Origin of the sequence: Pandoraea commovens (genome assembly GCF_024704525.1) — a bacterium.
In the GTDB taxonomy this organism is placed as follows: Bacteria; Pseudomonadota; Gammaproteobacteria; order Burkholderiales; family Burkholderiaceae; genus Pandoraea; species Pandoraea commovens.
The window spans coordinates 2933425-2957014 of the sequence record NZ_CP102780.1 but is presented as its reverse complement, the minus strand read 5'-3'; the positions used below and the strand labels follow the sequence as shown (position 1 = coordinate 2957014).

The window sequence follows — 23590 nt, the reverse complement described above, 5'->3', positions numbered from 1 at the left end:
ATGCACCCACTAAGCTGGAGGCATTCTCGCGACTACGGTGGCAACTGTGCCGAATTTCCTCATGACCGGACCCATGCATGACCTGTTACCGTTCGCGACGGCACTGGCCATCGGTTTGCTGATCGGTGCCGAACGTGAGCGGCGCAAAGGCACGACACGAGAGCGTGGCGCAGCGGGTATCCGGACGTTCGCACTGACCGCCATGCTCGGCACCGTCACCATGACGGTAGGGGGCGTATGGTTCGTCGTCGCGACGGCTGTCGGTCTCAGCGCGCTTCTGGCCGTGGCCTACTTGCGACCGCACGACGACCCCGGACTGACGACGGAAGTCGCGCTACTCCTTACCCTGACGCTCGGCGCACTGGCTCAACGGGCACCGGAACTCAGCGTCGCGCTCGGTGTGGCCGTGGCATGCGTGCTACAGGTGCGATTTCACCTCCACCGTTTCGTGACAGGCGTCATTACCGAGGGCGACTTGCAGGACGCGCTATTGCTCGCCGTTGCAGCGCTCGTCATTCTTCCCATCCTTCCCGACCGGCCAATCGACGGGCTCTACGCCCTGAACCCTTACACGATCTGGCGGTTCACGGTCGTCATGTTGCTGGTCGCGCTGATCGGACATATCGCACAGCGTGTACTCGGGCTGCGGGCCGGGCTGCCCGTCACGGGCTTCGTGTCGGGTTTTGCGTCGAGCATTGCGACGATTAGTGCTATGGGGGCCATGGCAAAGCGAAATCCCGAACGGCTTCCGATGGCCGCAGCCGGTGCGGTGTTATCGACTATTGCGACGATGATACAGCTGGGAATTGTGATCGGCACGATCCATCCCGGGGTGCTGATCCAACTGGCATTTCCGCTTGGGGCCGGTGCGCTGAGCGCGCTGGCGTATGCCCTGTGGGCGCTATGGCGTGCAAGCCTTCAGAGCGAGTCCGACATGCCCGTTATCGATACGGGCATCGATCTGAAGTCGGCATTGATACTGACGCTCAGCGTCTCGCTGGTCATGCTCGCATCGGGGGCACTTTCGCAATGGTATGGGCCCGCCGGTTTACTGGTCGTGGCGATGACCGGTGGATTAGCCGATGCGCACTCGGTGGCCGCCAGCGTCAGCTCACTTGTCGAACAGGGGCGGTTGAGCATGACGAGCGCCGCGCTACCCATTCTCGCTGGCGTGTCGACGAACGCTTTGGCCAAAGGCGTCGTGGCGACGATTTCGGGTGGCCCCCGATTTGCAAAAACGGTGGTGCCCGGACTTGTCTTTGTCGTCGTCGCCATCTGGCTAGCCTACATCCTGTCATCGAAAAACGGGCCCCCCTGAATCGACACATCGGCTTGACTTCGGTCAATGGAGGCACGCGACGCGCTAATACAGTAGAAGGGGTGCGAGCCGGGGGGAACGGCGCGCGCCACCGCATCAATCACCTTTGGAGTCAGTCATGGCAAACCTTACCCGATTCGATCCGTTGGGCATCGATGAACCTTTCGAGAATTTCTTTCGCAACGCTTTCTGGCGGCCGCTAGCGCTGGAGAGCAGCAAGCGCATGCAGATCAAGCTCGATGTCGAGGAGGACGACAAGCAGTTCACGGTTCGCGCCGACATGCCCGGCGTGAGCAAGGAAAACATCAAAGTGGCGCTTGATGGCAATCAAGTTTCTATCAGCGCCCACTTCAGCGATTCGACGGAAAAGAAGGACAACGGCAACTTCGTACATCGCGAGCGTTACGAAGGCGATATGTATCGCAGCTTTTCGCTGTCGCAAAGTGTCGACAAAGAGAAGGCGCAAGCGAATTACCGCGACGGCGTGCTGGAACTGGTATTGCCGAAACGCGCCGATGCGGGCGAGCGTCAACTGACGATTCAGTGAACTTCACCGTGCAGGCGGTTCCCCCTTGATTGGGGCGGAGGGCGGCGCAGGCCCCCTCCGGCACGCCGTAGCACGCTGGGCGCTCACACGCGTGCAGCCATGAGGCATCGTCGCGATACTAACGACCATGAGCGGAAATATGAGTGTCGATGCAGCAAGCGGACAAACGGTTGCCGCATTTGTGCGTCTGAGCGCTCGCTGGCTCGCCTTGTCGTTGTCGGCGGTGGCGTTGCTCCTCGGGGTGCCGACGGGGGCGAGCGCCGAGCAGATGCAGCATGACGTGCTCATCCTCGTCTACCACCGCTTCACGGACGGTGAGTTGGTGCGCGAGCCGGACTCGACGACCGTCAGCATGCGCATGTTCCGCACACAACTGAAATTCTTCACGGATAACGGCTACCGCATCGTGCCGATGGCGGACGTGCTTGCGTGGCTCACAGGGTCTCAGGACACGTTACCGCCGCGCGCCTTGGTGTTGACGATGGACGACGGTCACCGATCCATTTTCGAGATCGCCTGGCCGATGCTCAAGGCGGCGTCCGTTCCCGTCACACTTTTCCTCTATCCGTCAGCGATCTCCAACGCAGCGTATGCGATGACGTGGGCGCAGGTGCGCGAACTCGCGCTTTCGACGCAGGTCGACGTAGGATCTCACACCTATTGGCACCCAAACTTCAAAACGGAGCGCGCCCGACGCCCCCCCGCCGACTATGAACGCTTCGTCCACGATCAGCTCCGGCGTTCGCGGGTGTCTCTCGAAGCCGCAACCGGCAAACCCGTGCAATGGCTGGCATGGCCCTTTGGCATCTACGATACACAGCTCGAAAGCATCGCGCGCGACGAGGGATATCGATACGCGTTCTCAATTGACGCGAAGCCCGTCACCCGCAACACCGATTCGATGGCTATCCCGAGATACCTGATGACGCAGGATTGCGCCGCGGCCTGCCTAAGACGCATGCTCGCGCAAGCGCAGACACTCCATGACTAGTCAGGTGAAACGCGTCGGCGCAATACTGATCTGCCTGCTGGCGCAGGCGCTGCCGTCGCTCGCCGCAAACGCTGCGTCGGGCATGGTGGTGGACGCCATGACACGGCAACCCATACCGGGCGCAATCGTCGTTGCGGGAGAGCACATGGCGATGACCGCGAAGGACGGATCGTTCACGATCTCCGACGTCGGTGCCGAGGTCGCGACGCTAACGGTAAAGGCGCCGGGTTTTTTGCGCGTAGCGGTGCCAATGGCGAAGCCGGGGGAGGGCGGCATGGTCGTGACAATGACGGCTTTTCGTCCGAAGGCCGTCTATCTATCGGCCTACGGCGTCTCGAGCCGGACGCTGCTGGCGGCAGCGCTTGCACTCACGGACACCACGGTCGTTAACGCTTTGGTGATCGATCTGAAAGGAGATCGTGGCGTCACGCCATACCAAAGTCCTGCGCGCGAACACATCGGCGCTCAGACGTACATCCCGAGGAACGCGCCGCACGTCGCGGACCTTCCCGGTCTGGTGAAGGTGCTGCATGCGCGCGGACTCTACCTCATCGCGCGAATCGTCGTCTTCAAGGACGATCCTTTGGCGCAGGTACGCCCGGAGTGGGCCGTGCGCAACGCTCACGGCGATGTCTGGCGCGACCACGAACAACTGCGATGGCTTGATCCAACGTTACCGGTCGTCTGGTCACACAATCTCGATCTAGCGGAAGAGGCGGCGCGCATGGGATTCGATGAGATCCAGTTCGACTATCTGAGATTCCCCGATGCGGCGGGGCTGCAATTTCACGAACCCAACACCGAGGCCCACCGGGTGGCCGCCATTACGGGCTTTCTCGATGCGGCGCAAGAACGCCTCACGCGCTATGGCGTGTACACGTCCGTCGACATCTTCGGCTACGTGTGCTGGAACCTGAACGACACCGACATCGGCCAGCAACTTGAGACATTCGGTAGTCGCGTGGATTACATCTCCCCCATGCTTTACCCCTCGGGGTTCACATGGGGACTTCCCGGTTGCCGCAAGCCGACCGAGCATCCCGGCGAAATCGTCTCGCGCTCGCTCAGTGAAGCTATCCGGCGCTCCGGACTGCCAGGCGTGAGATTCCGGCCGTGGTTGCAGGCGTTCCGTGATTACGCCTTCGATCGCAAAGCGTTCGGCCCGTTGGAGATTCAGGCGCAGATCAAGGCTGCCGAGTCTGAGCAGACGGACGGTTGGATGCTGTGGAACCCCAGAAATCAATACGACCGTGACGCATTACCTCGGTAGCGCGAAAGCGCATGTTCGATGAAGGTCCGGACGGCGTGCACAGAGTTTGATTCAGGCCAAGGCGCGAGCGCAATGAACAGCTACCGTTGACATATTGATCGTCTCTGCGGGGCTTCCGGCAGCGGCCTCTCTACTCACCGGACGTGGGCCCACAGCGCGCCCCACGGCCGGTATTTTCAGGAGTTGCATGATGAAATTCAGAGCCCGTTCGACCACGGTTCGACCTGTGACTTGGGACCATTTTCCCGAAGCGAATCTCCCGGACAGCTACCAGCAACCCGACGCGGCGCCCGCCCTGGCGGTTTGCCCCGGCTGTCACGCCGTCTATATGCGGGGGCGTTGGCAATGGCGTGCCATACCACCGGGGACGACGTCGCTGACATGTTCCGCATGCCATCGTATCGCTGATGGCGTTCCTGCCGCACGCCTCATGCTCGAAGGCGATTTCGAGGTGACGCACCGTGCCGAAATTCTCGGCCTTGTCGCGCATCGGGCGCAACGATTGCAGCGTGAGCATGCCATGGAGCGTGTGATGAAGATCGCGTCGGATGAATCGGGGACCGCCATTACCACGACCGGCGTGCATGCCGCGCGTGATATCGCCACGGCGATTCACCGTGCCTACGGAGGCAAGCTCCATTTCGACTATGGTCACGGCCAGTCCGAGTTACGTGTGCGTTGGCATCGTCCGTAAATTTCAGGCGCCCGCGCGCGCACCCGGACGCCATCCATCGACGGATTCAGATCATGAACGACCTTCATCGCTTTCCCTACGAAATCGTCCCCGCCCCGACTGTACCGACTTCGGTGACCGGATCCCCGGACATCATCGATCTTCCCTCACCGGACCTTGGCGATGGGGCATCTCTGATGGTCGCGCTGGCACGGCGCAGAACGACACGCGAATTCTCGCAGGCTTCGCTTTCGCCACAGCAACTCGGCGACCTCTTGTGGGCCGCCAATGGGATCAATCGCGCGGATACCGGTGGACGCACGGCACCCTCTGCTCGTGGCGTGCATGAAATCGACATTTATGCAGCGTTGCCGGAAGGGGTCTACCGGTACGACCCCATGTCGCACGAGCTACGGCTCAAGCGTGCGGTGGATGCCCGAAATCTGACCGGGTATCAGGACTTCGTCGGGGACGCCCCGTTGGACCTCGTCTACGTCGTCAACCATTTCCGTGCAGATCAGTTTCCTGCCGAGCAACGCGACACGTTCGCTGGTGTGGCGATCGGTGCGATTTCGCAGAACGTCTCGCTGTACTGCGCGGCTGTCGGGCTGGCTTGTGTCGTCAGGGGCTGGCTGAACCCGCGTCTGCTCGCTGGCGCCATGTCGCTGAATGAAAGCGAAATCCCGGTGCTCGCCCAGACGATCGGGCACGCGGGCGCGACTGTCTGAGCTCAGACCTGATCTTCCTCGCCGCTACGCATGAGCAATACCGGCTTTGTGCTGGCGCTCACGACGCCCTGGGCGACACTGCCCACGACCAGCCGCGCCAGACCTCGGCGTCCGTGAGTCCCCAGCGCGATTAGGTCCGCATGCCAGCCGGCGGCCTGAGCAAGAATGGTCTGCGCAATGCGGCCTTTCATCACGGGCTTTCCGACGATCTCCGTCACGCAAGGCACCCCTGCGGAATCGCACAGCTGACGACATGTGTCCAGGACGTCCTGACCATACGCCGTCATGCTCCGCAACAGGCCCGCACGATCGATATACACGTTATCCATCAGCGTATCGCTATCGTCGACGATAAAGATGGCCTTGATTTCCGCATGACTGAGCTGCGCGATTTCGATAGCCTCCAACATGGCCAGACGCGACGCATGACTCCCATCGACCGACACCAGAATCTTCTTTAGCACGATGACACCTCAGTTGCAGAAGAGGGTATAAGCCGCGTCGTGCGGGCGACTTCACCCGCGGGCGCGCTGCTCTCGGTTGTATTGCCGCCAGTACAGCATCAACAGCGCACTTCCCAGCATTCCCCCCACGTGAGCAAAGTGCGCAACGCCGTTGAGCGTCCCGGAAACGCCCAGGGCCAACTCGGCGATTCCAATAAAGCCCCCACATGTTGAACGCGAGATGGACCCATCCCGAGTGAAGCAGGCTGTAAGTCAGGAGCTGCCACACGTGAAATGGAGCTACTGCGTATGGGGCGCCGGGGGCATGCGCAATACTCGACGAGGCGGCCCTCAATGGCCAAAGCCCAAGCGCATCGATGGCGGGATCACCCACGGCCAGCTGGAGCAAAAATGCCACGACATTGATCAGGATGATGAGTTGGGTCATGGCATTTCTTCACGTCCATCAATGAAGCACGCGGGGCATCGGGATGGGGACTGGTGCCATGAATGCCATGTCGAATTCAGTCGCAGGCATCGCATCGATCACGCCACGCGCATAGGCAACAGCGACCTGAATCGCTCGAAAGGGATCGGTATCCAAGCGCTTGCTCAGCCGGATGTGTATGACGACGCCTTCCGACACGACAGCATCGCGGTGCTGGCTCTGAGCGTTGCCGCCCTCGACGCCGATACCACGCAATACGGCGACGGGCATATAGCGGCGCTCCGTGCTTGGAACGGTATAACCGCCCGGGCCGACGAGTTTGGCCTGCGCTTCAATCTCGAAACCTTTGTATCGCTGCTGAATGGACGACATGGAATCTCCGGAAGGTGTTGTGCGCCTTGCAACGAAATGCATTGCGCCTTGGGTTATCTGACATGTATAGATCCCGCGTACGCCCCTCGCCATGACCCACATCAAAACGACATGCTTCGCCTGCCATCAGCGTTTCAACGGCTTCGGGCAGTTCGCGCAAAGGTGCAAATCACCGAGATAGTCAGGGATATCCCAATGGAAATTCAATTCCACGCTCCCCCGGGTGGGAACACGAACGTTGCGGTGCTCGGTCATTTGCGGCACTTGGGCCGCAACGCCGTAACGCCCAGGTGGCAATTTGACGAACAGGAACGGGCCTTCGGTTCTCACGGTGAGTATCGAGTGCCCAGCGGCATCGGAGATCATGACATCCACATCCGACAGATAGCTGCCGGAGGTCGTTGCGAACGTCATCCGTAGGTTGTACCCGGCGGCCGCCTCGCGGAATTGTCTGACTTCGTCCTCACCGATACCGCCGGTGATATAGGTGACATCCGACGATTTCTCTTGTGTCGCGATGGGGGCCGATACGGCATTGTCTGCCATCCATAAGCCCGGAAGCCAGGACAGCAAAAACATGAGGGCAACAAATCTGATCATCGCAATTCTCCTTGGAAGCGTGACGATGCAACCGGCTGAAGCCGCGCCTATGGGCGGCCAACGGACAATTTGTCGATCACGTGTCGCACGCCGGGGGCGGACCATGCAGCGTTACACGCCATCGTCTTCTCGTCCAAAGAGCTGACATTCCCGCACAAGGTGACGGTGCCGTCGGCGACCTGAACGGAGATGTGTCGTGCATCTTCTTCGGCGTGCCGCCTGAGCGCCGATTCGATTTTGCTTGTGATGTCGGTCGGTGCCGTACGGCGCTTGATGCGGATATCGTTGAAGACAGTGTTGACACCGCGAAGGTGCGCGACGACCTTTTCCGCCGCCAGCATCTGATAGCCCCAGTCGACTTCCCCTGTGAGCGTGACGCACCCTTTTTCGACCGTGACCTGTACGGCACGCTCGGACAGGCCTGCGCTCCAAAGCAATACGGTGCGCGCGGCGCTCGCGATGTCCGCGTCGGTGCGTCGGTGTTCGTTGGGTACCGCTACCACCAATTCGACGACCACGGCCCGCACGCCTTCGACACGCTGCGTCGCCCGCTTTGTCGCGAGTTTTTCTGCGTAGCTTCGCAGATGGCCCGACAGCGTGACGATACCGTCGTGGACTTCTACACCGATGTCCGCTGCGTTGATGGCAGGATCCCATTCCAGTTCCTGCTCCACGTCCTTCTTCAATTGAAGATCGCCTTTCATCCCAACCTCCTGGTTTTGACCGGAGGTGGCGCGACCCACATCGGTGACACCACCTCCCCACGATTCAAGCTAATCCATCGGGGCTCGGCGGGATTGACGCTCGTCAATGATCGTGTCGTAGGGAGCGATGTCGGAGGCGTCACACGTGTGGCGCACGTACGAGCAGAACAGGTGTCCGGGCAATCTGCGCAACGCGTCCGGCGACTGTGCCAAGCATCCAGCGGACGATGCCGCGTCGCCCATGCGTACCCATCACGATCAGGTCGGCATGCCAGCGCTCTGCCTCCCGGACGATCGCGTGCGCAACGTCGTCCCGTGTGCGGTCTGTTCTGATGAGAGCGGTGCCAGGTCTGGCTACCGTTCCTGCGAGCCTCGACTTCGCCGCCTCAAGCGCGCGAGTCCCTTCTTCCACGAATGCGTTTTCGAGAATATCGATAGGAGCAAGATCGCTCAGGCGCACCGCACAATCCACCACATAGATTGCGCGGGCATGTGTGGTGCTCGTGGCAAACCGCAGGCCAAAGCGCATTGCCTGCGCAGCCTGATCGCTGCCGTCCACGGCGAAAAGCAAGCGATTGAGCGAATGGCCAGCCTTATCCGAACAGTTTTCGGGGACGACGAGGACTGGGCACTCGGCAAGTCGCGCCAGCGGTTCCGAAACGGCGCCCTCGATCCAGCGCACCAAACCATGGTGCTGGCGCGCACCAAGCACGATCAGTTCCGCGTGCCACGCTCGCGCGTCCTCGACCAGTGCATGCGCGACATCGCCACCGTGCTGAGACAGGTCGATGGTCTGCGTTTCGACATGCACGTCGCGTTGAGCAAAAACGCCGCTGGCGGCGACAACCGCTTCGTGCGCCTTCTCCGACAGTTCTGCGCGCGCAGCATTCAGCGCGTCGCCCACGAGCGATCCTGCAGGCACATGTGTGAGTGGGTTCTCCGCGACACTCACGAGACGAACCGCGCCCGAGGTCGCGATAACCCGTCTCGCAACGGCAACGGCATGTTCCGACGCGCCATACGGGTCGATGGCGACGTACACGCGGGCGGGCAAGTGCAGGGGTGATTTCGGGGAAGTCGGTCCATTCATTGTTCACCGCCGTTACGAAGTAGGTTGTGCCAGGGCGAACGATCAAGGCTGAAAGCGGCGCATGAAGCGCGCTCACGAACGTCACCGTCCCGCGATCCGGCCACTGACTTCAGCATGGACGAAACGAGTCCTCGCAGGTTGATTGAGGTCAACCGTCGAGCATGCCGCAACGGACGACGCACCAGCGACGAGCATGCGGTACGACGACGCCGACTCGCCTTGTTGATATGCCTCAATCCACGCGCCGTCCCGGGAACTAGCGTTAAGACGGACTCCCGGGAAGGGGCGTGCAACGGCATCGCCAGTCCGGGCCTGTAACGTTGAGGAGATAAACACCATGCGAAGCGAGATGAGGCACGGGCGCATTTGCGTTTTAATTTCTGCAGTATTTGCCATGCTGGCAGGGGCCGTAGGCGCACAACCGACGGACGGAAACTGGGGGTGTGCGCAGGGATACGGTCCCGGCATGATGCGCGACGGGTATGCCGGCCGAATGATGGGACAGGGCATGATGGATGGGCCTGGAGGATGCGGTCCGTGTGCCGATCCGGACCGCATCCCGCAGCGCGAGAAGCTCAATCTGAGCGTCGATCAGGTGCGCAGCAATATGGAACAGTGGCTCAAACGATCGGGCAACCCGCGTCTGAAGGTTGGCAAGGTGGCTGAACGGGACGCCGATACGGTTACTGTCGAGGTCGTAACGGCCGAAAAGAATGTGCTCGTGCAACGCTACGACGTGAACCGGCACTCCGGCTGCATCCGACCGGCACGGTGAGGCGCGCGGCGTCACCCCCGGATGGGAGGTGACGCCGCCGACACCTTGTACGGGAGGCCTTCCTCGATGGGGAGTGCAGGATCCCGCGACCACTCGTTCCACGAGCCAAAGTACAGACGAACGTCCTTCAGTCCCGCCTCCTCGAGCGCGACGAAGGTATTCGACGCCCTCGCACCTTTGAAGCAAAAGACAATCACTGGGGTCTCCCGGGAGATGCCCACCGTTGCGCACTCCGCCAGAATCTCGCTCGGGCTCTTGAACATTTTTCCCGTCGGAGTCGGCTTCATCATTCGATACCATTCGATCCAAACGGAGCCTGGAATACGCCCCTTGCGCGGGCAAAAATCGCGTCCGTAAGGCGACGAACTCTCCGCGATCCATTCGTCCACGTCGCGTACGTCGAGCTTGACGATGTGCCGGTCGGCAACCGCCGTCTTCATCGCTGCGAGGTCGACGAGAATGTCGCGGGCGCGTGTCGTGACCGGAAAGACCACAGGCTTCGGGTGCGGAACGTCCGTCGCGCTGGGTAAACCCGCCGCGCGCCAGGCGGAAAATCCACCGTGGAGGACCTTGATCTTGTCTCGCGGATAACCGAGATACCGAAGCAGCACGTAACCCCGGCAAGATTGTCCGAACCCCGTCTCCATGGATTGCTCATAAATGACGGCCGTCTCCTTGCCCGACAAGCCCGCGTTGCCGAAAGCGGTCGCAAAGGTCTCGCGCAGTGCGCTCAGGCCTTCCGGCGTCGAAGTCGCCAGATAGGTGAATATCTCGTGGATATTGACGGCGCCCGGAATGTGGGCTTCGGCGTAATTGGCGGCATCGCGGGTGTCGATGACGACGGTGGGCGCCGTTGTCCGCATGGCGGCCAGCGCCATCGGCGAAATAAGAACGCGATCGTTCATGGCATGCTCCTGCACAGTCAAACGCCGGGGTCACTGCCATCGGCCGCTGTTCGCTTCTGGCGTACCGGCGTCACGTATCTATTTCCCCGTGAAAAGCGACAAGCGTGTCTGGAACGGCCCGACACAATCTCCCGCTTCAGCAGGATTTTGATGCTCGTTCCTTTTTCTGCTTCTTTCGCGACATGTCGGAAATGAGCCACCGCGCGACGGCCTCGGGGCCGTTGATATCGCAGGAGGCAAGACGGCAATCATCGCCAAGGTACGCAATCACCGATCCATTGACGACGCGATAGTGCCCCACGTACTGGCGACCGTTGATTTCGACTTCCACCGGCGTGCGACTCTCGGCATTGAATGGCGACATGATCAGCCTCGTTCTGATGTTTTTTACCGCTTCACGATAGTCACAACGACGCTTGGGTTTGTACAGAAGTGGGGGGGAACTTGATTTACGTCATCATCGCCCGAAGTGCCTGGGCGTTGACCTGAGACAAAGTCGGCGGACGAATCGGTGCCACTATCCAAAAGGTGCCAGACAGGCCAGCAGCGGCAAATGCCGTGCCGAAACTCACAGGAGTCGGACATGAACGACATTTCGATGGACCATCAGAATCAACGACAGACCCTCATCAACGATGCAGATGCGCTGCTCGCGGACGTCAAAGCGCTTTTGAAAGACCTTGCCGACGAAGCAAATCTGGAGGTGGAAGCAGCCAATCCGGCACTCGGCGTGCGACTGGAGAATCTGAGCGCGCATCTCGACGATTTGCGCAAAGCAAGCCGTCAAACAATGTCCGAATGGGCGAAAGCAACCGATGACTATGTGCACGCGCATCCATGGAAAAGTCTCGCGGCGACGGCCTCGGTCGCAGCAGTGGCGGCAGCAGCGGGAGCGATCGCGGTGCCCAGGATCGTGCGACGTCGGGCACGTGAAAACAATGGCGACCTCCACTTGTAACGCGCTAGCGCGCGAAGCGATCAATTGCGCGCTGCATGACACGGTGCGCGTCAAGCGCCCGGAGTACGCAGAGGAAGCTGAATTTGCGCATAACGTTGCCTGATTGTCGTCGGCGGACGCCATTGTAACGACGTCGCAACCACGCGCCGTCAATGGTCCATGCCGGGATGGACGTGTCCCTCCATCGCATGCGCGCCGTGATCGGACAACTGGGCATCGAACCACTGGTGTAGCGCCTCGACCCAATGATCGTTCTTCGTCGAATACCGAATCTCGCCACCGCTAGGAATATCTTGATAGCTGACGTCGATCTCTCCGGATCTGGCGCTTTTCAGTTCAGCCAGCCCCGGCATTGCCGCCCCGTGAATGTCGGTCGGCCCAGAGAAGTCTCCTCGACGAAACTGTGCGGCGATGCCCTTGAGATGCGTTCGGGTCAGACGAATCTGTTTTGTGTCCGCCGGGTTCCTGACTGTCACTTGCTGGACACCGCCGTACGACGTCTTGGTAAAGACGTGTGTGGTAGCCGCGAGATCGAAGGGCATGACCTGCGCGCCTCGCGTTGCGACTTCGGCTTGACGGGTTGCGTCTGCGGCCATTGCTGCGGGAAGCGCAGTGATCGCCAGCAGGCTGAAAAGGGTGGCCGAAAGGAGGAGGGGAGTGGCTCGCATTGGGGGCCTCGATCAAGATGTTTCCTTCATGCTAGGCGTTTTTCGGCCGACGTCCAATAGGACGCGCCTGCCCGGTCACCATTCTGTGGAATGGGGAACTTGCTAAGTCTTTGCTAAGTTTCGTGCGTCAAAATTTGCCGTAATGGGCCACGACATTGAGCGATAGTGCGGGCCGAATGCAGCTCTTAACTGACGGACAAGAGGTTCAGATGAAACAAAGCATCACGCGCTACGATACGGCGTCCCGCTATTTGCACTGGTTCACTGCGGCGCTCTTAGCGGTTCAATTTGGTGTCGCCTGGGCGATGCCGGATATCACGAGGCAAACACCTGCCATCGGTCTCGTCGCGTGGCATCTCTCGTTAGGCGCGACGATTCTCGGGCTTACGGCAATACGGATGCTATGGACGCGTTACCGGATCAAGCCGGAAAGCAGGCAGAAGTCGCTGGTGCATGCGTTCGTCGCTACTGCACACAAGGGGCTCTACGCACTTCTGGTGATCGTGCCGGTGCTGGGCTGGATCAATGCGTCGGCCCGAGGTTACGGGGTCAAGCTCCTTGGCGTGATTTCTTTGCCTGCTTTATCGGCGCAGGGGTCATCGTTCGGTCACGCAATGGGTGACGTCCATTCGCTGCTGGCCTATGTGCTGCTGGGTGCAGTAGCGCTGCACGTTTGTGCTGCGCTTTACCATCACTGGGTACTTCGGGACGGGACGTTGCACAAGATGCTTCCTCTTTCGAGGACTTAACGGCGCCTTGTTGCGGGGCGCCGCCAACCGAGCGCGACGCCGCTGGTGCGGCGTGCCCGGTTGCGGGTCGAACATGCGATCAGAGTCCGAGATCGGACAGCCCCGGATGATCGTCCGGCCGCCGCCCAAGCGGCCAGTGGAACTTGCGTTCGGATTCCTTGATCGGCAGGTCGTTAATACAGGAATAGCGATTCGCCATCAGCCCGTCCGGTCCGAACTCCCAGTTCTCGTTACCGTACGAGCGGAACCAGTTACCGGAATCATCTCGCCATTCGTAGGCGTAGCGCACTGCGATACGGTTATCGGTAAATGCCCACAGTTCCTTGATCAGACGATAGTCGAGTTCCTTGGCCCACTTGCGCTCGAGGAAGGCCTGCGCTTCGGCACGGTTGTTCACGAATTCGGCGCGGTTGCGCCATTTCGTATCGACGGTGTACGCGAGGGCGACCTTGGCAGCATCTCGGCTGTTCCATCCGTCCTCGGCAAGGCGGATTTTCTGAATCGCGGTCTCACGCGTGAACGGCGGAAGCGGCGGACGGCTTTCGTTGGTGGATGACACGTTGGATTACCTCACGGGTTAGGTTAAGACACGGCAAGAAGTCGACGCGCTACACGCGCGGCAGTGTCGGCGGCTTCGGTTCCGCCGAAAACGAGCGCGACCGAAATCGCGCCGTCAATCAGGATCAACAACTCTCCGGCGAGCGCATCCGGCTGAGGCAATCCGCTCGCGGTAGTGAGTTCACTCAGGTAGTCGAGAAGCCGTTGTTTATGCAGTTTCGATACCGACCGTATGCCGCTGGCCGGGTCGCCAATCTCGCCCGCTGCGTTCAGGAACGCGCAACCGTGAAAGCCGTCGGAGGCAAACCACGTACGAAGGGCGTCGAAGCACGATTGCAGGCGCTCGACGGGATCGTTGGTTTGGGATGTCGACGCGACGAACCATTGCATCCAACGCTCGTCGCGACGCAGGAGCGCAGCTTCCACCAACGCTTCCTTCGTCGGATAGTGACGGTAAAGCGTTTTGCGGACGACGCCCGACTCCCTGACGATGGCATCGACGCCAGTGGCGTGAATACCCCCTGCGTAGACCAGTCGCTCGGTGGTGTCGAGCAGCGCGAGTTGAGGTGCAGAGAGATCCGCGGGTTGAGAAGAGGAGGCCATTAGGAAACGCGAGAATGATCGTTCTCCGCAGTGTAGAACGATCATTCTCCAAAGTCAAAGTGATTTCAAAGGGCGCATCGACTGTCTCGGAATGGAGATATGCGAAGACGTTAAGAAATTGCGTTTATGCTGATGGCTTATGAGGTGGGGGGAGAACCGGATCGTTTCGATCTTAGATGAAAGGTTTACCCACCATGACCGTGCCGACCGGACGCCGGCGAATTCCTTAACGAGGATGGACATGCGTTTGCTGCTTGCTTTGATTCTTCCCTGGCTGCAATTTTTTACGATCGGACGACCGTTTGCAGGGATCATCTGTTTGCTGCTTCAACTCACGGTGATCGGATGGATTCCGGCTGCTATCTGGTCGGTGTACGCGTTGAGCCAGTACAAGACGGACAAGAAGATCGAGCGAGCGCTCTCGGGTCGCGGCTGAGCGACGGGAAAAGACGCACGCGTGTGGTGCCGATGCGTTTGTTTCCTTGGACGACTTCGCAATAAGAGTTGGCGGACGCAATTTAGGATACTCACAGAGAAATCGCTGCATCCTACAAATCAAATACTTAGCGCTTTACCCGCGACGTCGGCACCCTAATTTCTGTCCATGGACTTGGACATAATTTAGGTACTTTTCTGCGACGAGACAAAATATAGGTGCAAAACTGTTGCACGTCCTAACGTGGACAGAATAAGGGGCCAATTCTGTTGCCGCAGTCAAGCTTGACTGACGGCCAACGCTCTGACGCGGAGTCTTTCGGTCCACCGAGATTCTATTCGCCAGGCTGGTGTGCCGACGTCCACCGAAAGTGCCCACTACGCAGCAGAACCGGGGCGCCATGACACAGGAGCAGATAGCGTTCAGCGGTCTTTTCGATGGAAGCCCTATGCGTTTTGAAGGCAACCACCAAATCATCGACATGGCACGACTTTGCCTCGAAATGATCTTCCAGCGCTTCCGCTGAGATCGCACACACAATTCGCTTACGCTCACAGTCCGCGGCAAATTCGATCGTCATGTCGTCTGCGTTATACGCGGGCGCGACGTGCGGGAATTCAATCTTCACGGTGTTCGCCCTCGCCATAGGAATCGCCAGTCGGAGCGACGATGCTGTCATCCAGGCAAACGCTTTGCATCGGCTCTACCACCTGACAGGGCCATCCAAAGCGATCGGCAATGCGCCTGCGCAAACTGTCGGCGGCAGCAGGCTCGCCATGATTCAGAAAGATGCCGCCCACCGGTTTGTGAAACTTCGAAAGCCAGTTCAAAGTTTCGCCATAGTCTGCGTGAGCAGATAGCGTGTCGAGTTGAACAACCTCCGCGTTGACGTGAACGTAATCACCAAATATTTTGACTTCGCTCCCGCCATTCACCATCGTCGAGCCACGCGTACCCGGCGCCTGAAACCCGGTGAAGAGCACCGTGTTTCGCCAATTGCCGCTCATCGCCTTGAGATGGTGCAGGACACGTCCGCCCGTGGCCGTGCCACTTCCCGCGATGATGATGGAAGGCATCGCGCGCGTGTCCAGCCATTTGGACTGATCGACGCTCGTGACGAACGTGGCCGCGCTGCACATTTGCTCGCACTCCGAGGCACTCAACCGCTGGTCGGCAAGATGTGACGAGTAGGTTTTCGTCACGTTGATCGCCATTGGACTGTCGAGATTGACGGGCACATCGGGCATCTCTCCGACCGATTTAAGCCGGGCAATCCAGTAAAGCAGGCTTTGCACCCGTCCAACGGCAAACGCGGGGACGATCACGCTGCCCCCGCGCGCAAACGTCCGGTGCAGGATCTCTGCCAACTGAGCCCCGGGATCGGTGCGGTCGTGCAGCCGATCCCCGTATGTAGACTCAAGGACGAGGAAATCCGGCGTTTCTGGATTGGCCGGTGCGGGCATGATTGGATCGTCGGTGCGTCCAAGATCGCCCGGGAAGAGAATCCTCCTCCCGTTGGCATCCACCTGTGCCATCGCGGCCCCAAGGATGTGCCCCGCATGCCAGAAGGTCACCTGAACTTCCGGGCAGACCTCAAGCGGGGTGTCGAACGCCCTCGGAGTCAATCGCTCAATCGCTCGCCGGGCGTCGTCCGTCGTGAAAAGCGGCAGTGCAGGGTGGTGTTTCGACTTGCCGTGACGGTTCAGGAAGTCGGCTTGCCGAGCAGGGGCGCGAGTACGTGACGGTACTCGGTCCGGGCCAGCGCACACCTGCGCCATGGCTGAACATCATCGCCAATCCGGAATTTGGTTTCCAGGTCTCGGAGTCAGGGGGTGGCTATACCTGGTCGACCAATAGCCAAGCCAATCAACTGACGCCATGGTCGAACGATCCGGTCGTCGATCCGTGCAGTGAGGCGTTCTTTTTGCGCGACGACGAAACCGGGCATCTCTGGAGCCCGACCGCATCTCCAATCCGTCTGGAGAACACTCGCTATATTGCCTCTCACGGTTTTGGATACAGTCGTTTCGAACATGCCGTGTATGGCATCAAGACCGAACTCGTGCAATTCGTGAGTTGGCACGATCCTGTCAAGCTCTCCGTACTCACCATCGAAAACCGTTCGAAGCGCCCGCGCAGACTCTCTGCTGCAGCATACGTCGAATGGGCGCTATGCGGAAGGCCCATGACAGGCACGCCAGCCCACCGGATGACGTCGCTGAGTCCATCGAGACCCAATGCGGCAACACTGCCCGGCGCATCCGGTTGACCGACGATGCAAAGGTCCGTCGCACGTGCGGCATTCGCCAGGATCGCCGGTGCCGCACCGTAGGGTGTGTGCCAATCGCCAGCGATGTCTCTCTCGGCACACAACTGGGCGAAGAGATGCTCAGCCGCCTGGAGTGCCGTGCGCGAATGCGACTCGGTTTGAAAATGCTCGCCCGACGACTGAAGCTGTCCTGAGTGAACCGCCCCGGGACGGTGAGGCAAATAGATGCCCGAGAGACGGGCCTAGTGTTGTCGCTCCAACTCGGCGCTAAAGCGCAGCCGCGCCGCCCCCGTCGCGGTGTCGTCCACGTGAACGCAGATTTTCCGTAGGCTCATTTGATCGCTCCTGAGATGGGTGTCTTCCTGTTCACCCAACGGTTGGCCGTGACGTCGTATCGCCACTGTCTGCCTATTTATAGCCGCGTGACCACGATTCACGACGTCTGCCGACGCCTCGCGTTGACGTGCGTCAAGCCGCAGCAAGCCAGATCGGCGCAATGCGATCCCGCGCCCTAAAGTTCAACAACAGAACGGACTCAACGGTTCAACGGATCACCTTTACGAATAGCGGCTATGTAGAGGCGCAGGGTATCAACAGCGACGCTGTCGTCTCAAACACGGCGCTTGACTTTACTGGGACTGTCGTCAACCAAGCGAGACGGACGATCCTCAGTTAGCAAAGTGGTCTTTGATATCTAGCCGCACGGGTATTCCTTAGTCATGGCAATCAAAAAGGGGCGTAGCTTGAGATGACCGTTAGCCGAAATGCCCCTGGCGACCGGATTTCAGCCCTCGCAATGCCTTGGGCTTCTTTTTGTCGTGGCGGGTTGGGTGATCTGGTTGACCACGTCTCGCCGTCTTCAGTCCCCGGGCTTTGATTCACGCTTCGAGGCTTTCCGGGGGCTGTTCTGTGATTTCATGCACTGGCCGCTGTGTCTTCTGCTGCATGACTGTTGCCCTCGACGCCGCTTACGTCCGCGACGGACATCCTGGACACGCAACCGCGTGAGGTCGCACGCCTGAGGCTTGCTATCAATCGCGAGATTGAACGTCGCGAGCTTCCGAGAGTACGAGCCTCCATCATTCCAGCTCCTCAATTCTCCAGCACGGTGGCACCAGCCTGATATTGCTCGTCGGTGACCTTTGCCAGCCAGGCAACAGGGCTGCCGTTCTGTGATTCAGCGATCGCGATGTGAGTCATCGCCGTGCTTCGCCGAGCGTGCTATGTAGATCTTTGAGTGCAAGCCCCTCATCAAGGCGCACTCGGATCGAGCACTCAAGTCCGCTCACTGCAAGGTCGAAACCTTCGTCGAACCATCAGTTAATACTGTCGATCATCAGCTTCTCTGGCCGTCCCAATTGAGTCAGCCGAATGGCACCTCGCGTTGCGCCATTGCAGTGCGGTCCCGCGCGGTAGGTGACGAAGGGCGTGTCGTGCGAATAATCGGCGAGCTTCGACGCGATGATCTTGCCGTGCATCAAGTTCACGGCGCCAGGAATGTGGCTGCATTTAAACAGCGCCGGACTTCGAACGTCGAGCAACACGAAGCCAGGCGATCTGCTATCCAGTGCACAGACAACATCGGAGCGATCGGTTTCAAATTGCAGCGACGCGCGAAAGACGGCGAGTGCCGCGGTGCTCTCGGCGACGGGGATGACAGGCTTTGCCCATTCGGACTGACCAAGCTGCGGGAAAGCTTGCTAGATACACTGACGCCGCGCACGTAGCAGGACTCGCCTGCGGACGAATCTACGATGCGCTGGCACAAAAAGATAACGAGAGTGATCGAAATGACAGAAACGCTCTGTTTAAATATCTTTTTATATGGGTCGTCGGGGAGGTGCGGCAGGAGTTTGCGACAGGTCGCCTCGTGCCCGTCGATTGTCGCCGCTCAGAAAGCGGAGTATCACTTACTCGACTCTTTAGGAAAAGCACGAGCGTGTTCAGCAATTAATCGCGCTCCTCTTATCTGGTTGCCCAATAAACCAGCAAGATGACAGCGACAGTAACTGCCGCAAAGAACCAGGATACGCTTCTCATCAGGTTTCCCCTCCTTAGACATTGGCCGAAAAAGTCCACACGATCAATGCTCCGAAGGGTCGACGTTGTTCGCACCCGTAAGAATTTTCGACAAGCGAGGTAATACTTGTCGAGTTTCGCCCACGGGGGCTCGCAGCAATTAAGAGAATGCGGGATGTCCCTCATCTAGTCCCACGACCTCATCGTAGATGTGGCCGCGCGTACGCCCGTCGACGTTTTGCCAGAGGCGCGCCAACCAATACTTCATTTTTCGTTGAGAAATGACATTCGCACTAACGACGACCGCCGGGAACTGAATATTCTCCCCAATCACTTTTCCCTGTAGATACTCGTACGCGTTGGCTCTGACGTATTCCTTGGCCTTAACCAGGTCTGTGGCGCTCGAGGAAAACGACAAATCGAGGCAAGTGAGTGTCCACGCCGCGTCCTGGCGTTCGCCATAGACGTGCAGTAGTATTCGCTCCATTTTCATGATCAACTCCTTATGGCACATGCCTAGCATATGCACTGATGCATCTTTGCCGGGGCAGGAATAACGTCAGATGTGGGCGGCGAAACCACACTAAATCGGGCCGAGCAAGAAAGTGAAAGGTCCATGCCCGGCAAGAAGATGGCGCGAGTGCCAACGAAAAGTTTTGTTGAGCCGATACTATTAAAATGACTTATGTTTTATTACCACGCAGGGCGAATGGTGTATGCGTGGCGGAAGTAGGCGCGGCCAAATTGCGTCGGCTCAAAGTGCTTGCCGACCCGATGTATCAACTCGCGTGCGAGCAACGCATTGATAACCGCATCTGATGGTTGCTTCGGGTTTTTTTCCGCAATGCGTTGAAGCGCCGCAGTGATGGCTTGTGCTGAAAGGGCGAGCATATTCGCTCCTGTAAAAGTTTTATGACCCTGTGCGCTGCGCTTCGATAGAGCCGCTCAGTTGGGGAATTTGCGTTCAGCGGCTCGCCGACGTAGCCACTTAGCGATGGGACCGTGCTGCGCATGCGCAGACGCGTCAGTCCGATTGTTCAAACAAATCGCACGGGCGATCGATCCGAAAGAAAGGAGCCGTGCCGCGTCAGCTGGCACGTAGCCGGAATACAAGAACCAGTTAGGAGATGCGCCCATGGGGTTATGCCTCCAGCGAAGCCTCGTTGATAAACCCGTCTATCAATGTGCGGCCGAACTCGTCGCCAGCGCGCCGCGCATTGCCAATTGAATCGAACAGGACCGTCTCAAGGCGAAACACTCGCGACTCTGACGGCAGAACTGAACCGATAGACGTACTCGGGGTAATGCGCACGGATACAGCCAGCAATCTTTCGTGCTTACGGCTTGCTTGGGTCGCGTCCGGGTCTAAAAACACCAGAGTTTCCAAACTGAAGCCTCTGTATGAGGGTGATGTGTGCGACATATTTCCTCCGACATGACGAGCACTGCCGCATCGCGGCGTTGATACGGCGATGCTAGCGAGCGATATAGGGAAGAAGCTACGCGGGCTTGATGTTGGATGCCTGCAAGCCTTTCGGGCCGCGCGTGACGTCGAAGGAAACGTGCTGGTTCTCTTGCAGGGTGCGAAACTCCGTGCGCCCTTGAGGTTGAATTTCTGAGAAGTGGGCGAACAAGTCATCCCCGCCATCATCCGGGGTGATGAAACCAAAGCCCTTGCTGCCGTTGAACCACTTTACAATTCCGGTGCTCATGTGAACCCCAGGTTCTCCCTGCGAATAGTCCTCGCGGAACGCGTGACTCGGCGCAAGTGGCGGACAACCAAGAAATTCAGAGATCGGAAGTGTCTCGCAATGAGATCGACGCTTGATCGATAAACGTCAGACTTGATGTTCGATATATTTGTTATACGCGCATTGCATCCAGGACTCAATGCATATTGTGTAAGTGTTACCCAGCCTGCCCTGCCTTAGTATTTCGCCGACTTCTCAAGTTGCCCCGCATTTTGAGCGGCGTACATTCCTTTCCTGGGCGACATCCGTTTTTGGGGCAGGTACATCAATTGCGTGAGGCGACATCGGGGATATCTCCTCCGTGGCGCGCCGGATTAACACGAGTTTTTGTCAACGGACCGGAGGAAAGCCTGACCCTGCGATGTGATCGCGCTGTTCCCTAAGAAAGCGTGCTGGCGCCATTATCTGACTGACGAAGAAACCAGCCGATCAACGAGCACACGTCTTGCGATGTGACCGGGTGCTACTCAGATCAACCGCGATTGTCGATCCAGTCGCGTGCCCATGCGCTCGCGTGCCCCAGCGCTTGCAGTTCGGTGTCGAAATAGTCCAGTGCATGGAATGTGTATGCGGCGGGCGCCGCATGGGCGGCATCGCCCCGCTCGAGCAGGAGGTTGGCCGCAAACCAGCCGTCCGGAAGCAGGTACGCGGAGGGGGAGACCAGATACCCGTTGTAATGGTGGTTATGGTTATTATTTTTCATAAATGGAAAGCGAGTGACCGTTGCATGGCATTCGGGCCATACAAGTCGGAAACTTCGAAAGTGGGAGCGAGACAGATCGTGTCGGAAAGACAAATGATGCACACCTCGAAATGGTGCGATCAAGTCGGGAGCGCAATGGCTCCGCTCGGATGCTATACAAGCGAAGGGCCGGTTGACCGGCCCTTGAACGACGTTACTGCGGGGTGATATTCGATGCCTGCAGGCCCTTGGGGCCGCGCTTGGTCTCGTAGCTAACCTTTTGATTCTCTGCGAGCGACTTGAAGCCTTCGCCTCGCACTTCGGAGAAGTGGGCGAACAGATCGTCGCCGCCAGCATCTGGCGTAATGAAGCCGAAGCCCTTGCTATCGTTGAACCACTTAACGGTACCGGTTTCCATGATGAATCCTTGAAATAATCGAATTAACTCCGTTGCGGAGCGAGAAAAACTTCAAGGAGGGAGAGAGGACAGCGAGTACCGCGCAGAAAACGCAGAAAAATGATGATCAGCAATCGAGCTTCTTGAATGTTTCTTCGGACACAGTACGTTGAGGGTTCGGCACTGTCAAGGTATTTCGTGAGGCGAGGACGCTTTCGGTCAAATTGCGATAAAGAATAATCGGCTGCATTTATTTGCAGGGGCATCACTCGCTAACGATGCGCTTCCGAAGACTGTGGAGCGAAAAACGATCGGCGATCGTCACCGGCTCAGACGATTGTAGCGAGTGATTGGGATTCTTGTTCGCTCGACGAAGCGCGGTCGTTCGTGACGCAGCCTGATGCTCACACAATGAATGCGTCACCCGCACCAAAGGCCGGTGTGTGAGTCGGCGCCGTCGGCATAGATATTAGGCAATCGCCTAATATTCTGCTCGGAGAGAGAAGTTTGGAACCTCCTAACACATGCACCCCATGCAGGTGTGCGCCTAAACGGAAATTCGTCGTGCCGACTGACGGCTTGCGACCCACAACTGACATTCAACCTTCTCCAACGCGGCCGCTGGAAGAGACCTCATGCGTTGGCTAACCTTACGCCGTCGTGCCACGAACGCTAAGCAATTCTGCAATGCATCGCTCGACTCGAACGACGACATTGCAACGCGAACGCGTCCTATCCGTACATTTCCGCGCCGACTCGGCGTTGGCGGACTGTGGCTCGGTCATTCCCGGTCGCAGTGCACCTTGAAGTGCGTTAGGACGGCGGGCCCGAATGCATTGCTAACTGCGACATCGGCAGCATCACGTCCGTATGCCATCAAAACACGCCCAATGCGCGGCGCGTTGTTTCTCGGATCGAAGGTCTGCCAGCTACCGCCCACATAGGCTTCGAACCACCCCGCGAAATCCATCGGTGCCGCGACGGGCGGCAAGCCCACATCGCTGATATAGCCGGTGCAGTAGCGCGCCGGAATATTCATCGCCCGGCATAGGGTGACGCCCAGATGAGCGAAATCTCGGCAGACGCCTTTGCGTTCACGGTACGCGTCCCACGCCGTTTTGGTCGGCCGCGCATGCCCGTAATCAAATTCGATATGCCGGTGCACGAAGTCGCAGATTGCTAGGGCAGTCTCGCGACCCGGCGTGCACTGGCCGAAAAGCTGCCACGCGACTTCGACCAACAGATCGGTTTCGCAATAACGGCTGCCTAATAGAAAAATCAGCGTGTCGTCGGGCAACTGCTCAACGGGATGGCCCCTCCCCTCGATGGGCCGCGTTTCCATGGCACTTGGCACATTCAGCAGCGCTCTCGTGCTCAATTTCACACGCCCGACAGGCGCGACGATTCGACTGCACAGATTGCCGAACAAATCGCGGTACTGCCGTATTGGCACCGGCGGATCGGTAACGAGCAGATCCGCTATGGCAATATCCTTTGCATGCGAAAAATGCGTGTTCAACATCAGCATCATCGGCGTAGGCTGTGGGCACTCGTACGACAGTTCGTATCCGACGCGAAGTTTCATGGATCCTCCCCGATTCGGCTGATTGCGGGTGACATCGAGCGTGGCATTCCA

General features: G+C 58.9%; 31 protein-coding genes and 1 pseudogene. 11 read left to right on the top strand and 21 right to left on the bottom strand.

The genetic code is table 11. The annotated features are described in order from the left end of the window. The first annotated feature begins 61 nt into the window (after positions 1-61). The 6 genes from NTU39_RS13600 to NTU39_RS13575 all read left to right on the top strand — a co-directional run bounded on the left by NTU39_RS13600 (position 62) and on the right by NTU39_RS13575 (position 5527). A complete protein-coding gene (locus NTU39_RS13600) occupies positions 62-1318 on the top strand; it encodes an MgtC/SapB family protein (protein ID WP_257960015.1) in 1257 nt (418 codons plus the stop codon). Between the two features lie 118 nt (positions 1319-1436). Beyond that, on the top strand, positions 1437-1865 hold the full coding sequence (locus NTU39_RS13595; protein ID WP_257960014.1) for an Hsp20/alpha crystallin family protein: 429 nt from the start codon (positions 1437-1439) through the stop codon (positions 1863-1865). Between the two features lie 139 nt (positions 1866-2004). Beyond that, complete coding sequence (locus NTU39_RS13590; RefSeq protein ID WP_257960013.1) at positions 2005-2856, top strand: polysaccharide deacetylase family protein; 852 nt, start codon at positions 2005-2007, stop codon at positions 2854-2856. Continuing rightward, complete coding sequence (locus NTU39_RS13585) at positions 2849-4126, top strand: putative glycoside hydrolase (RefSeq protein WP_257960012.1); 1278 nt, start codon at positions 2849-2851, stop codon at positions 4124-4126. Before NTU39_RS13590 ends, NTU39_RS13585 begins: the two co-directional genes overlap by 8 nt. A 187-nt stretch (positions 4127-4313) precedes the next feature. Continuing rightward, entirely contained in the window at positions 4314-4820 is a 507-nt protein-coding gene (locus tag NTU39_RS13580) for a BCAM0308 family protein (protein ID WP_308340666.1), read from the top strand. A gap of 53 nt (positions 4821-4873) precedes the next feature. Further along, entirely contained in the window at positions 4874-5527 is a 654-nt protein-coding gene (locus NTU39_RS13575; RefSeq protein ID WP_257960011.1) for a nitroreductase family protein, read from the top strand. A 2-nt stretch (positions 5528-5529) separates the two neighbouring features. On the opposite strand, the gene NTU39_RS13570 is transcribed toward NTU39_RS13575, so the two are convergent. The 6 genes from NTU39_RS13570 to NTU39_RS13545 form a co-directional block, all read right to left on the bottom strand. Beyond that, positions 5530-5937, bottom strand: a complete 408-nt coding sequence (locus NTU39_RS13570) for a universal stress protein (protein ID WP_373275384.1) — start codon at positions 5935-5937, stop codon at positions 5530-5532. Next, positions 5867-6418 (bottom strand): rhomboid family intramembrane serine protease, encoded by a 552-nt coding sequence (locus tag NTU39_RS13565; protein ID WP_373275383.1) that lies wholly within the window; start codon positions 6416-6418, stop codon positions 5867-5869. Before NTU39_RS13565 ends, NTU39_RS13570 begins: the two co-directional genes overlap by 71 nt. Before the next feature lie 18 nt (positions 6419-6436). Next, positions 6437-6790 carry a hypothetical protein gene (locus NTU39_RS13560; RefSeq protein ID WP_150662607.1) on the bottom strand — a complete coding sequence of 118 codons (354 nt, stop codon included), beginning with the start codon at positions 6788-6790 and terminating at the stop codon, positions 6437-6439. 126 nt (positions 6791-6916) lie between these two features. Next, positions 6917-7390, bottom strand: coding sequence for a carboxypeptidase-like regulatory domain-containing protein (locus NTU39_RS13555; RefSeq protein ID WP_150662606.1), 474 nt, complete (start codon positions 7388-7390; stop codon positions 6917-6919). 47 nt (positions 7391-7437) lie between these two features. Then, the gene (locus tag NTU39_RS13550; RefSeq protein WP_150663435.1) at positions 7438-8094 is read right to left on the bottom strand and encodes a BON domain-containing protein; all 657 of its coding nucleotides are present in this window, start codon (positions 8092-8094) and stop codon (positions 7438-7440) included. 139 nt (positions 8095-8233) lie between these two features. Next, positions 8234-9184, bottom strand: coding sequence for a universal stress protein (locus NTU39_RS13545; protein WP_150662605.1), 951 nt, complete (start codon positions 9182-9184; stop codon positions 8234-8236). A 337-nt stretch (positions 9185-9521) separates the two neighbouring features. On the opposite strand from NTU39_RS13545, the gene NTU39_RS13540 reads away from it, so the two are divergent. Next, entirely contained in the window at positions 9522-9959 is a 438-nt protein-coding gene (locus NTU39_RS13540; RefSeq protein WP_257960009.1) for a hypothetical protein, read from the top strand. A gap of 11 nt (positions 9960-9970) precedes the next feature. On the opposite strand, the gene NTU39_RS13535 is transcribed toward NTU39_RS13540, so the two are convergent. Both NTU39_RS13535 and NTU39_RS13530 read right to left on the bottom strand, forming a co-directional pair. Beyond that, positions 9971-10864: a sulfurtransferase gene (locus NTU39_RS13535; RefSeq protein WP_150662603.1), complete on the bottom strand. Its 894-nt coding sequence runs from the start codon at positions 10862-10864 to the stop codon at positions 9971-9973. Between the two features lie 136 nt (positions 10865-11000). Next, positions 11001-11228, bottom strand: a complete 228-nt coding sequence (locus NTU39_RS13530) for a hypothetical protein (protein WP_174984181.1) — start codon at positions 11226-11228, stop codon at positions 11001-11003. Positions 11229-11447: 219 nt separating this feature from the next. Here NTU39_RS13530 and NTU39_RS13525 point away from each other — a divergent pair, with 219 nt between their 5' ends. Next, entirely contained in the window at positions 11448-11822 is a 375-nt protein-coding gene (locus NTU39_RS13525) for an ElaB/YgaM/YqjD family protein (protein ID WP_257960008.1), read from the top strand. A gap of 149 nt (positions 11823-11971) precedes the next feature. On the opposite strand, the gene NTU39_RS13520 is transcribed toward NTU39_RS13525, so the two are convergent. Continuing rightward, positions 11972-12490 carry an aspartate carbamoyltransferase gene (locus tag NTU39_RS13520; RefSeq protein WP_257960007.1) on the bottom strand — a complete coding sequence of 173 codons (519 nt, stop codon included), beginning with the start codon at positions 12488-12490 and terminating at the stop codon, positions 11972-11974. 209 nt (positions 12491-12699) lie between these two features. Here NTU39_RS13520 and NTU39_RS13515 point away from each other — a divergent pair, with 209 nt between their 5' ends. Then, positions 12700-13239: a cytochrome b gene (locus tag NTU39_RS13515; RefSeq protein WP_150662599.1), complete on the top strand. Its 540-nt coding sequence runs from the start codon at positions 12700-12702 to the stop codon at positions 13237-13239. A 79-nt stretch (positions 13240-13318) separates the two neighbouring features. Here NTU39_RS13515 and NTU39_RS13510 read toward each other — a convergent pair whose 3' ends face one another. Together NTU39_RS13510 and NTU39_RS13505 are read right to left on the bottom strand one after the other, a co-directional pair. Continuing rightward, complete coding sequence (locus NTU39_RS13510) at positions 13319-13798, bottom strand: nuclear transport factor 2 family protein (RefSeq protein WP_150662598.1); 480 nt, start codon at positions 13796-13798, stop codon at positions 13319-13321. A gap of 23 nt (positions 13799-13821) precedes the next feature. Beyond that, the gene (locus NTU39_RS13505) at positions 13822-14400 is read right to left on the bottom strand and encodes a TetR/AcrR family transcriptional regulator (protein ID WP_150662597.1); all 579 of its coding nucleotides are present in this window, start codon (positions 14398-14400) and stop codon (positions 13822-13824) included. A gap of 241 nt (positions 14401-14641) precedes the next feature. On the opposite strand from NTU39_RS13505, the gene NTU39_RS13500 reads away from it, so the two are divergent. After that, positions 14642-14836: a YqaE/Pmp3 family membrane protein gene (locus tag NTU39_RS13500; protein ID WP_150662596.1), complete on the top strand. Its 195-nt coding sequence runs from the start codon at positions 14642-14644 to the stop codon at positions 14834-14836. Between the two features lie 334 nt (positions 14837-15170). Here NTU39_RS13500 and NTU39_RS13495 read toward each other — a convergent pair whose 3' ends face one another. Next, a complete protein-coding gene (locus NTU39_RS13495; protein WP_107337584.1) occupies positions 15171-15464 on the bottom strand; it encodes a DUF1488 family protein in 294 nt (97 codons plus the stop codon). After that, entirely contained in the window at positions 15454-16410 is a 957-nt protein-coding gene (locus NTU39_RS13490; RefSeq protein WP_246183946.1) for an MBL fold metallo-hydrolase, read from the bottom strand. The genes NTU39_RS13495 and NTU39_RS13490 overlap by 11 nt, the downstream gene beginning before the upstream one ends. A gap of 164 nt (positions 16411-16574) precedes the next feature. Here NTU39_RS13490 and NTU39_RS13485 point away from each other — a divergent pair, with 164 nt between their 5' ends. Beyond that, positions 16575-17105, top strand: a complete 531-nt coding sequence (locus NTU39_RS13485; RefSeq protein ID WP_257960005.1) for a hypothetical protein — start codon at positions 16575-16577, stop codon at positions 17103-17105. Positions 17106-17986: 881 nt separating this feature from the next. Here NTU39_RS13485 and NTU39_RS13480 read toward each other — a convergent pair. The 8 genes and pseudogenes from NTU39_RS13480 to NTU39_RS13440 all read right to left on the bottom strand — a co-directional run. Further along, positions 17987-18168 (bottom strand): annotated as a pseudogene (locus NTU39_RS13480) (integrase); the annotation flags it as partial. A gap of 253 nt (positions 18169-18421) precedes the next feature. Continuing rightward, the gene (locus tag NTU39_RS13470) at positions 18422-18760 is read right to left on the bottom strand and encodes a rhodanese-like domain-containing protein (RefSeq protein ID WP_107338532.1); all 339 of its coding nucleotides are present in this window, start codon (positions 18758-18760) and stop codon (positions 18422-18424) included. 524 nt (positions 18761-19284) lie between these two features. After that, entirely contained in the window at positions 19285-19617 is a 333-nt protein-coding gene (locus NTU39_RS13465) for a hypothetical protein (protein ID WP_150669392.1), read from the bottom strand. Between the two features lie 200 nt (positions 19618-19817). Further along, positions 19818-20015, bottom strand: coding sequence for a hypothetical protein (locus NTU39_RS13460; RefSeq protein ID WP_107338534.1), 198 nt, complete (start codon positions 20013-20015; stop codon positions 19818-19820). A gap of 608 nt (positions 20016-20623) precedes the next feature. Further along, positions 20624-20836: a cold-shock protein gene (locus NTU39_RS13455; protein WP_107338536.1), complete on the bottom strand. Its 213-nt coding sequence runs from the start codon at positions 20834-20836 to the stop codon at positions 20624-20626. Between the two features lie 511 nt (positions 20837-21347). After that, positions 21348-21578 carry a hypothetical protein gene (locus NTU39_RS13450; protein WP_107338537.1) on the bottom strand — a complete coding sequence of 77 codons (231 nt, stop codon included), beginning with the start codon at positions 21576-21578 and terminating at the stop codon, positions 21348-21350. A 193-nt stretch (positions 21579-21771) separates the two neighbouring features. After that, complete coding sequence (locus NTU39_RS13445; RefSeq protein WP_107338538.1) at positions 21772-21975, bottom strand: cold-shock protein; 204 nt, start codon at positions 21973-21975, stop codon at positions 21772-21774. 760 nt (positions 21976-22735) lie between these two features. After that, complete coding sequence (locus NTU39_RS13440; RefSeq protein ID WP_150669391.1) at positions 22736-23539, bottom strand: transglutaminase-like domain-containing protein; 804 nt, start codon at positions 23537-23539, stop codon at positions 22736-22738. Positions 23540-23590 lie beyond the last annotated feature (51 nt).

Excerpts from the sequence above, each read along its gene's own strand:
- NTU39_RS13520 (WP_257960007.1), bottom strand. The coding sequence starts at position 12,490 with ATGCGAGCCACTCCCCTCCTCCTTTCGGCCACCCTTTTCAGCCTGCTG.
- NTU39_RS13505 (WP_150662597.1), bottom strand. The coding sequence starts at position 14,400 with ATGGCCTCCTCTTCTCAACCCGCGGATCTCTCTGCACCTCAACTCGCG.
- NTU39_RS13575 (WP_257960011.1), top strand. The coding sequence starts at position 4,874 with ATGAACGACCTTCATCGCTTTCCCTACGAAATCGTCCCCGCCCCGACT.
- NTU39_RS13540 (WP_257960009.1), top strand. The coding sequence starts at position 9,522 with ATGCGAAGCGAGATGAGGCACGGGCGCATTTGCGTTTTAATTTCTGCA.
- NTU39_RS13440 (WP_150669391.1), bottom strand. The coding sequence starts at position 23,539 with ATGAAACTTCGCGTCGGATACGAACTGTCGTACGAGTGCCCACAGCCT.
- NTU39_RS13550 (WP_150663435.1), bottom strand. The coding sequence starts at position 8,094 with ATGAAAGGCGATCTTCAATTGAAGAAGGACGTGGAGCAGGAACTGGAA.
- NTU39_RS13530 (WP_174984181.1), bottom strand. The coding sequence starts at position 11,228 with ATGTCGCCATTCAATGCCGAGAGTCGCACGCCGGTGGAAGTCGAAATC.
- NTU39_RS13460 (WP_107338534.1), bottom strand. The coding sequence starts at position 20,015 with ATGCTCGCCCTTTCAGCACAAGCCATCACTGCGGCGCTTCAACGCATT.
- NTU39_RS13555 (WP_150662606.1), bottom strand. The coding sequence starts at position 7,390 with ATGATCAGATTTGTTGCCCTCATGTTTTTGCTGTCCTGGCTTCCGGGC.
- NTU39_RS13595 (WP_257960014.1), top strand. The coding sequence starts at position 1,437 with ATGGCAAACCTTACCCGATTCGATCCGTTGGGCATCGATGAACCTTTC.
- NTU39_RS13445 (WP_107338538.1), bottom strand. The coding sequence starts at position 21,975 with ATGGAAACCGGTACCGTTAAGTGGTTCAACGATAGCAAGGGCTTCGGC.
- NTU39_RS13560 (WP_150662607.1), bottom strand. The coding sequence starts at position 6,790 with ATGTCGTCCATTCAGCAGCGATACAAAGGTTTCGAGATTGAAGCGCAG.
- NTU39_RS13450 (WP_107338537.1), bottom strand. The coding sequence starts at position 21,578 with ATGAAAAATAATAACCATAACCACCATTACAACGGGTATCTGGTCTCC.
- NTU39_RS13525 (WP_257960008.1), top strand. The coding sequence starts at position 11,448 with ATGAACGACATTTCGATGGACCATCAGAATCAACGACAGACCCTCATC.
- NTU39_RS13500 (WP_150662596.1), top strand. The coding sequence starts at position 14,642 with ATGCGTTTGCTGCTTGCTTTGATTCTTCCCTGGCTGCAATTTTTTACG.
- NTU39_RS13600 (WP_257960015.1), top strand. The coding sequence starts at position 62 with ATGACCGGACCCATGCATGACCTGTTACCGTTCGCGACGGCACTGGCC.
- NTU39_RS13590 (WP_257960013.1), top strand. The coding sequence starts at position 2,005 with ATGAGTGTCGATGCAGCAAGCGGACAAACGGTTGCCGCATTTGTGCGT.
- NTU39_RS13455 (WP_107338536.1), bottom strand. The coding sequence starts at position 20,836 with ATGAGCACCGGAATTGTAAAGTGGTTCAACGGCAGCAAGGGCTTTGGT.
- NTU39_RS13515 (WP_150662599.1), top strand. The coding sequence starts at position 12,700 with ATGAAACAAAGCATCACGCGCTACGATACGGCGTCCCGCTATTTGCAC.
- NTU39_RS13535 (WP_150662603.1), bottom strand. The coding sequence starts at position 10,864 with ATGAACGATCGCGTTCTTATTTCGCCGATGGCGCTGGCCGCCATGCGG.
- NTU39_RS13570 (WP_373275384.1), bottom strand. The coding sequence starts at position 5,937 with ATGTTGGAGGCTATCGAAATCGCGCAGCTCAGTCATGCGGAAATCAAG.
- NTU39_RS13565 (WP_373275383.1), bottom strand. The coding sequence starts at position 6,418 with ATGACCCAACTCATCATCCTGATCAATGTCGTGGCATTTTTGCTCCAG.
- NTU39_RS13545 (WP_150662605.1), bottom strand. The coding sequence starts at position 9,184 with ATGAATGGACCGACTTCCCCGAAATCACCCCTGCACTTGCCCGCCCGC.
- NTU39_RS13465 (WP_150669392.1), bottom strand. The coding sequence starts at position 19,617 with ATGAAAATGGAGCGAATACTACTGCACGTCTATGGCGAACGCCAGGAC.
- NTU39_RS13585 (WP_257960012.1), top strand. The coding sequence starts at position 2,849 with ATGACTAGTCAGGTGAAACGCGTCGGCGCAATACTGATCTGCCTGCTG.
- NTU39_RS13580 (WP_308340666.1), top strand. The coding sequence starts at position 4,314 with ATGATGAAATTCAGAGCCCGTTCGACCACGGTTCGACCTGTGACTTGG.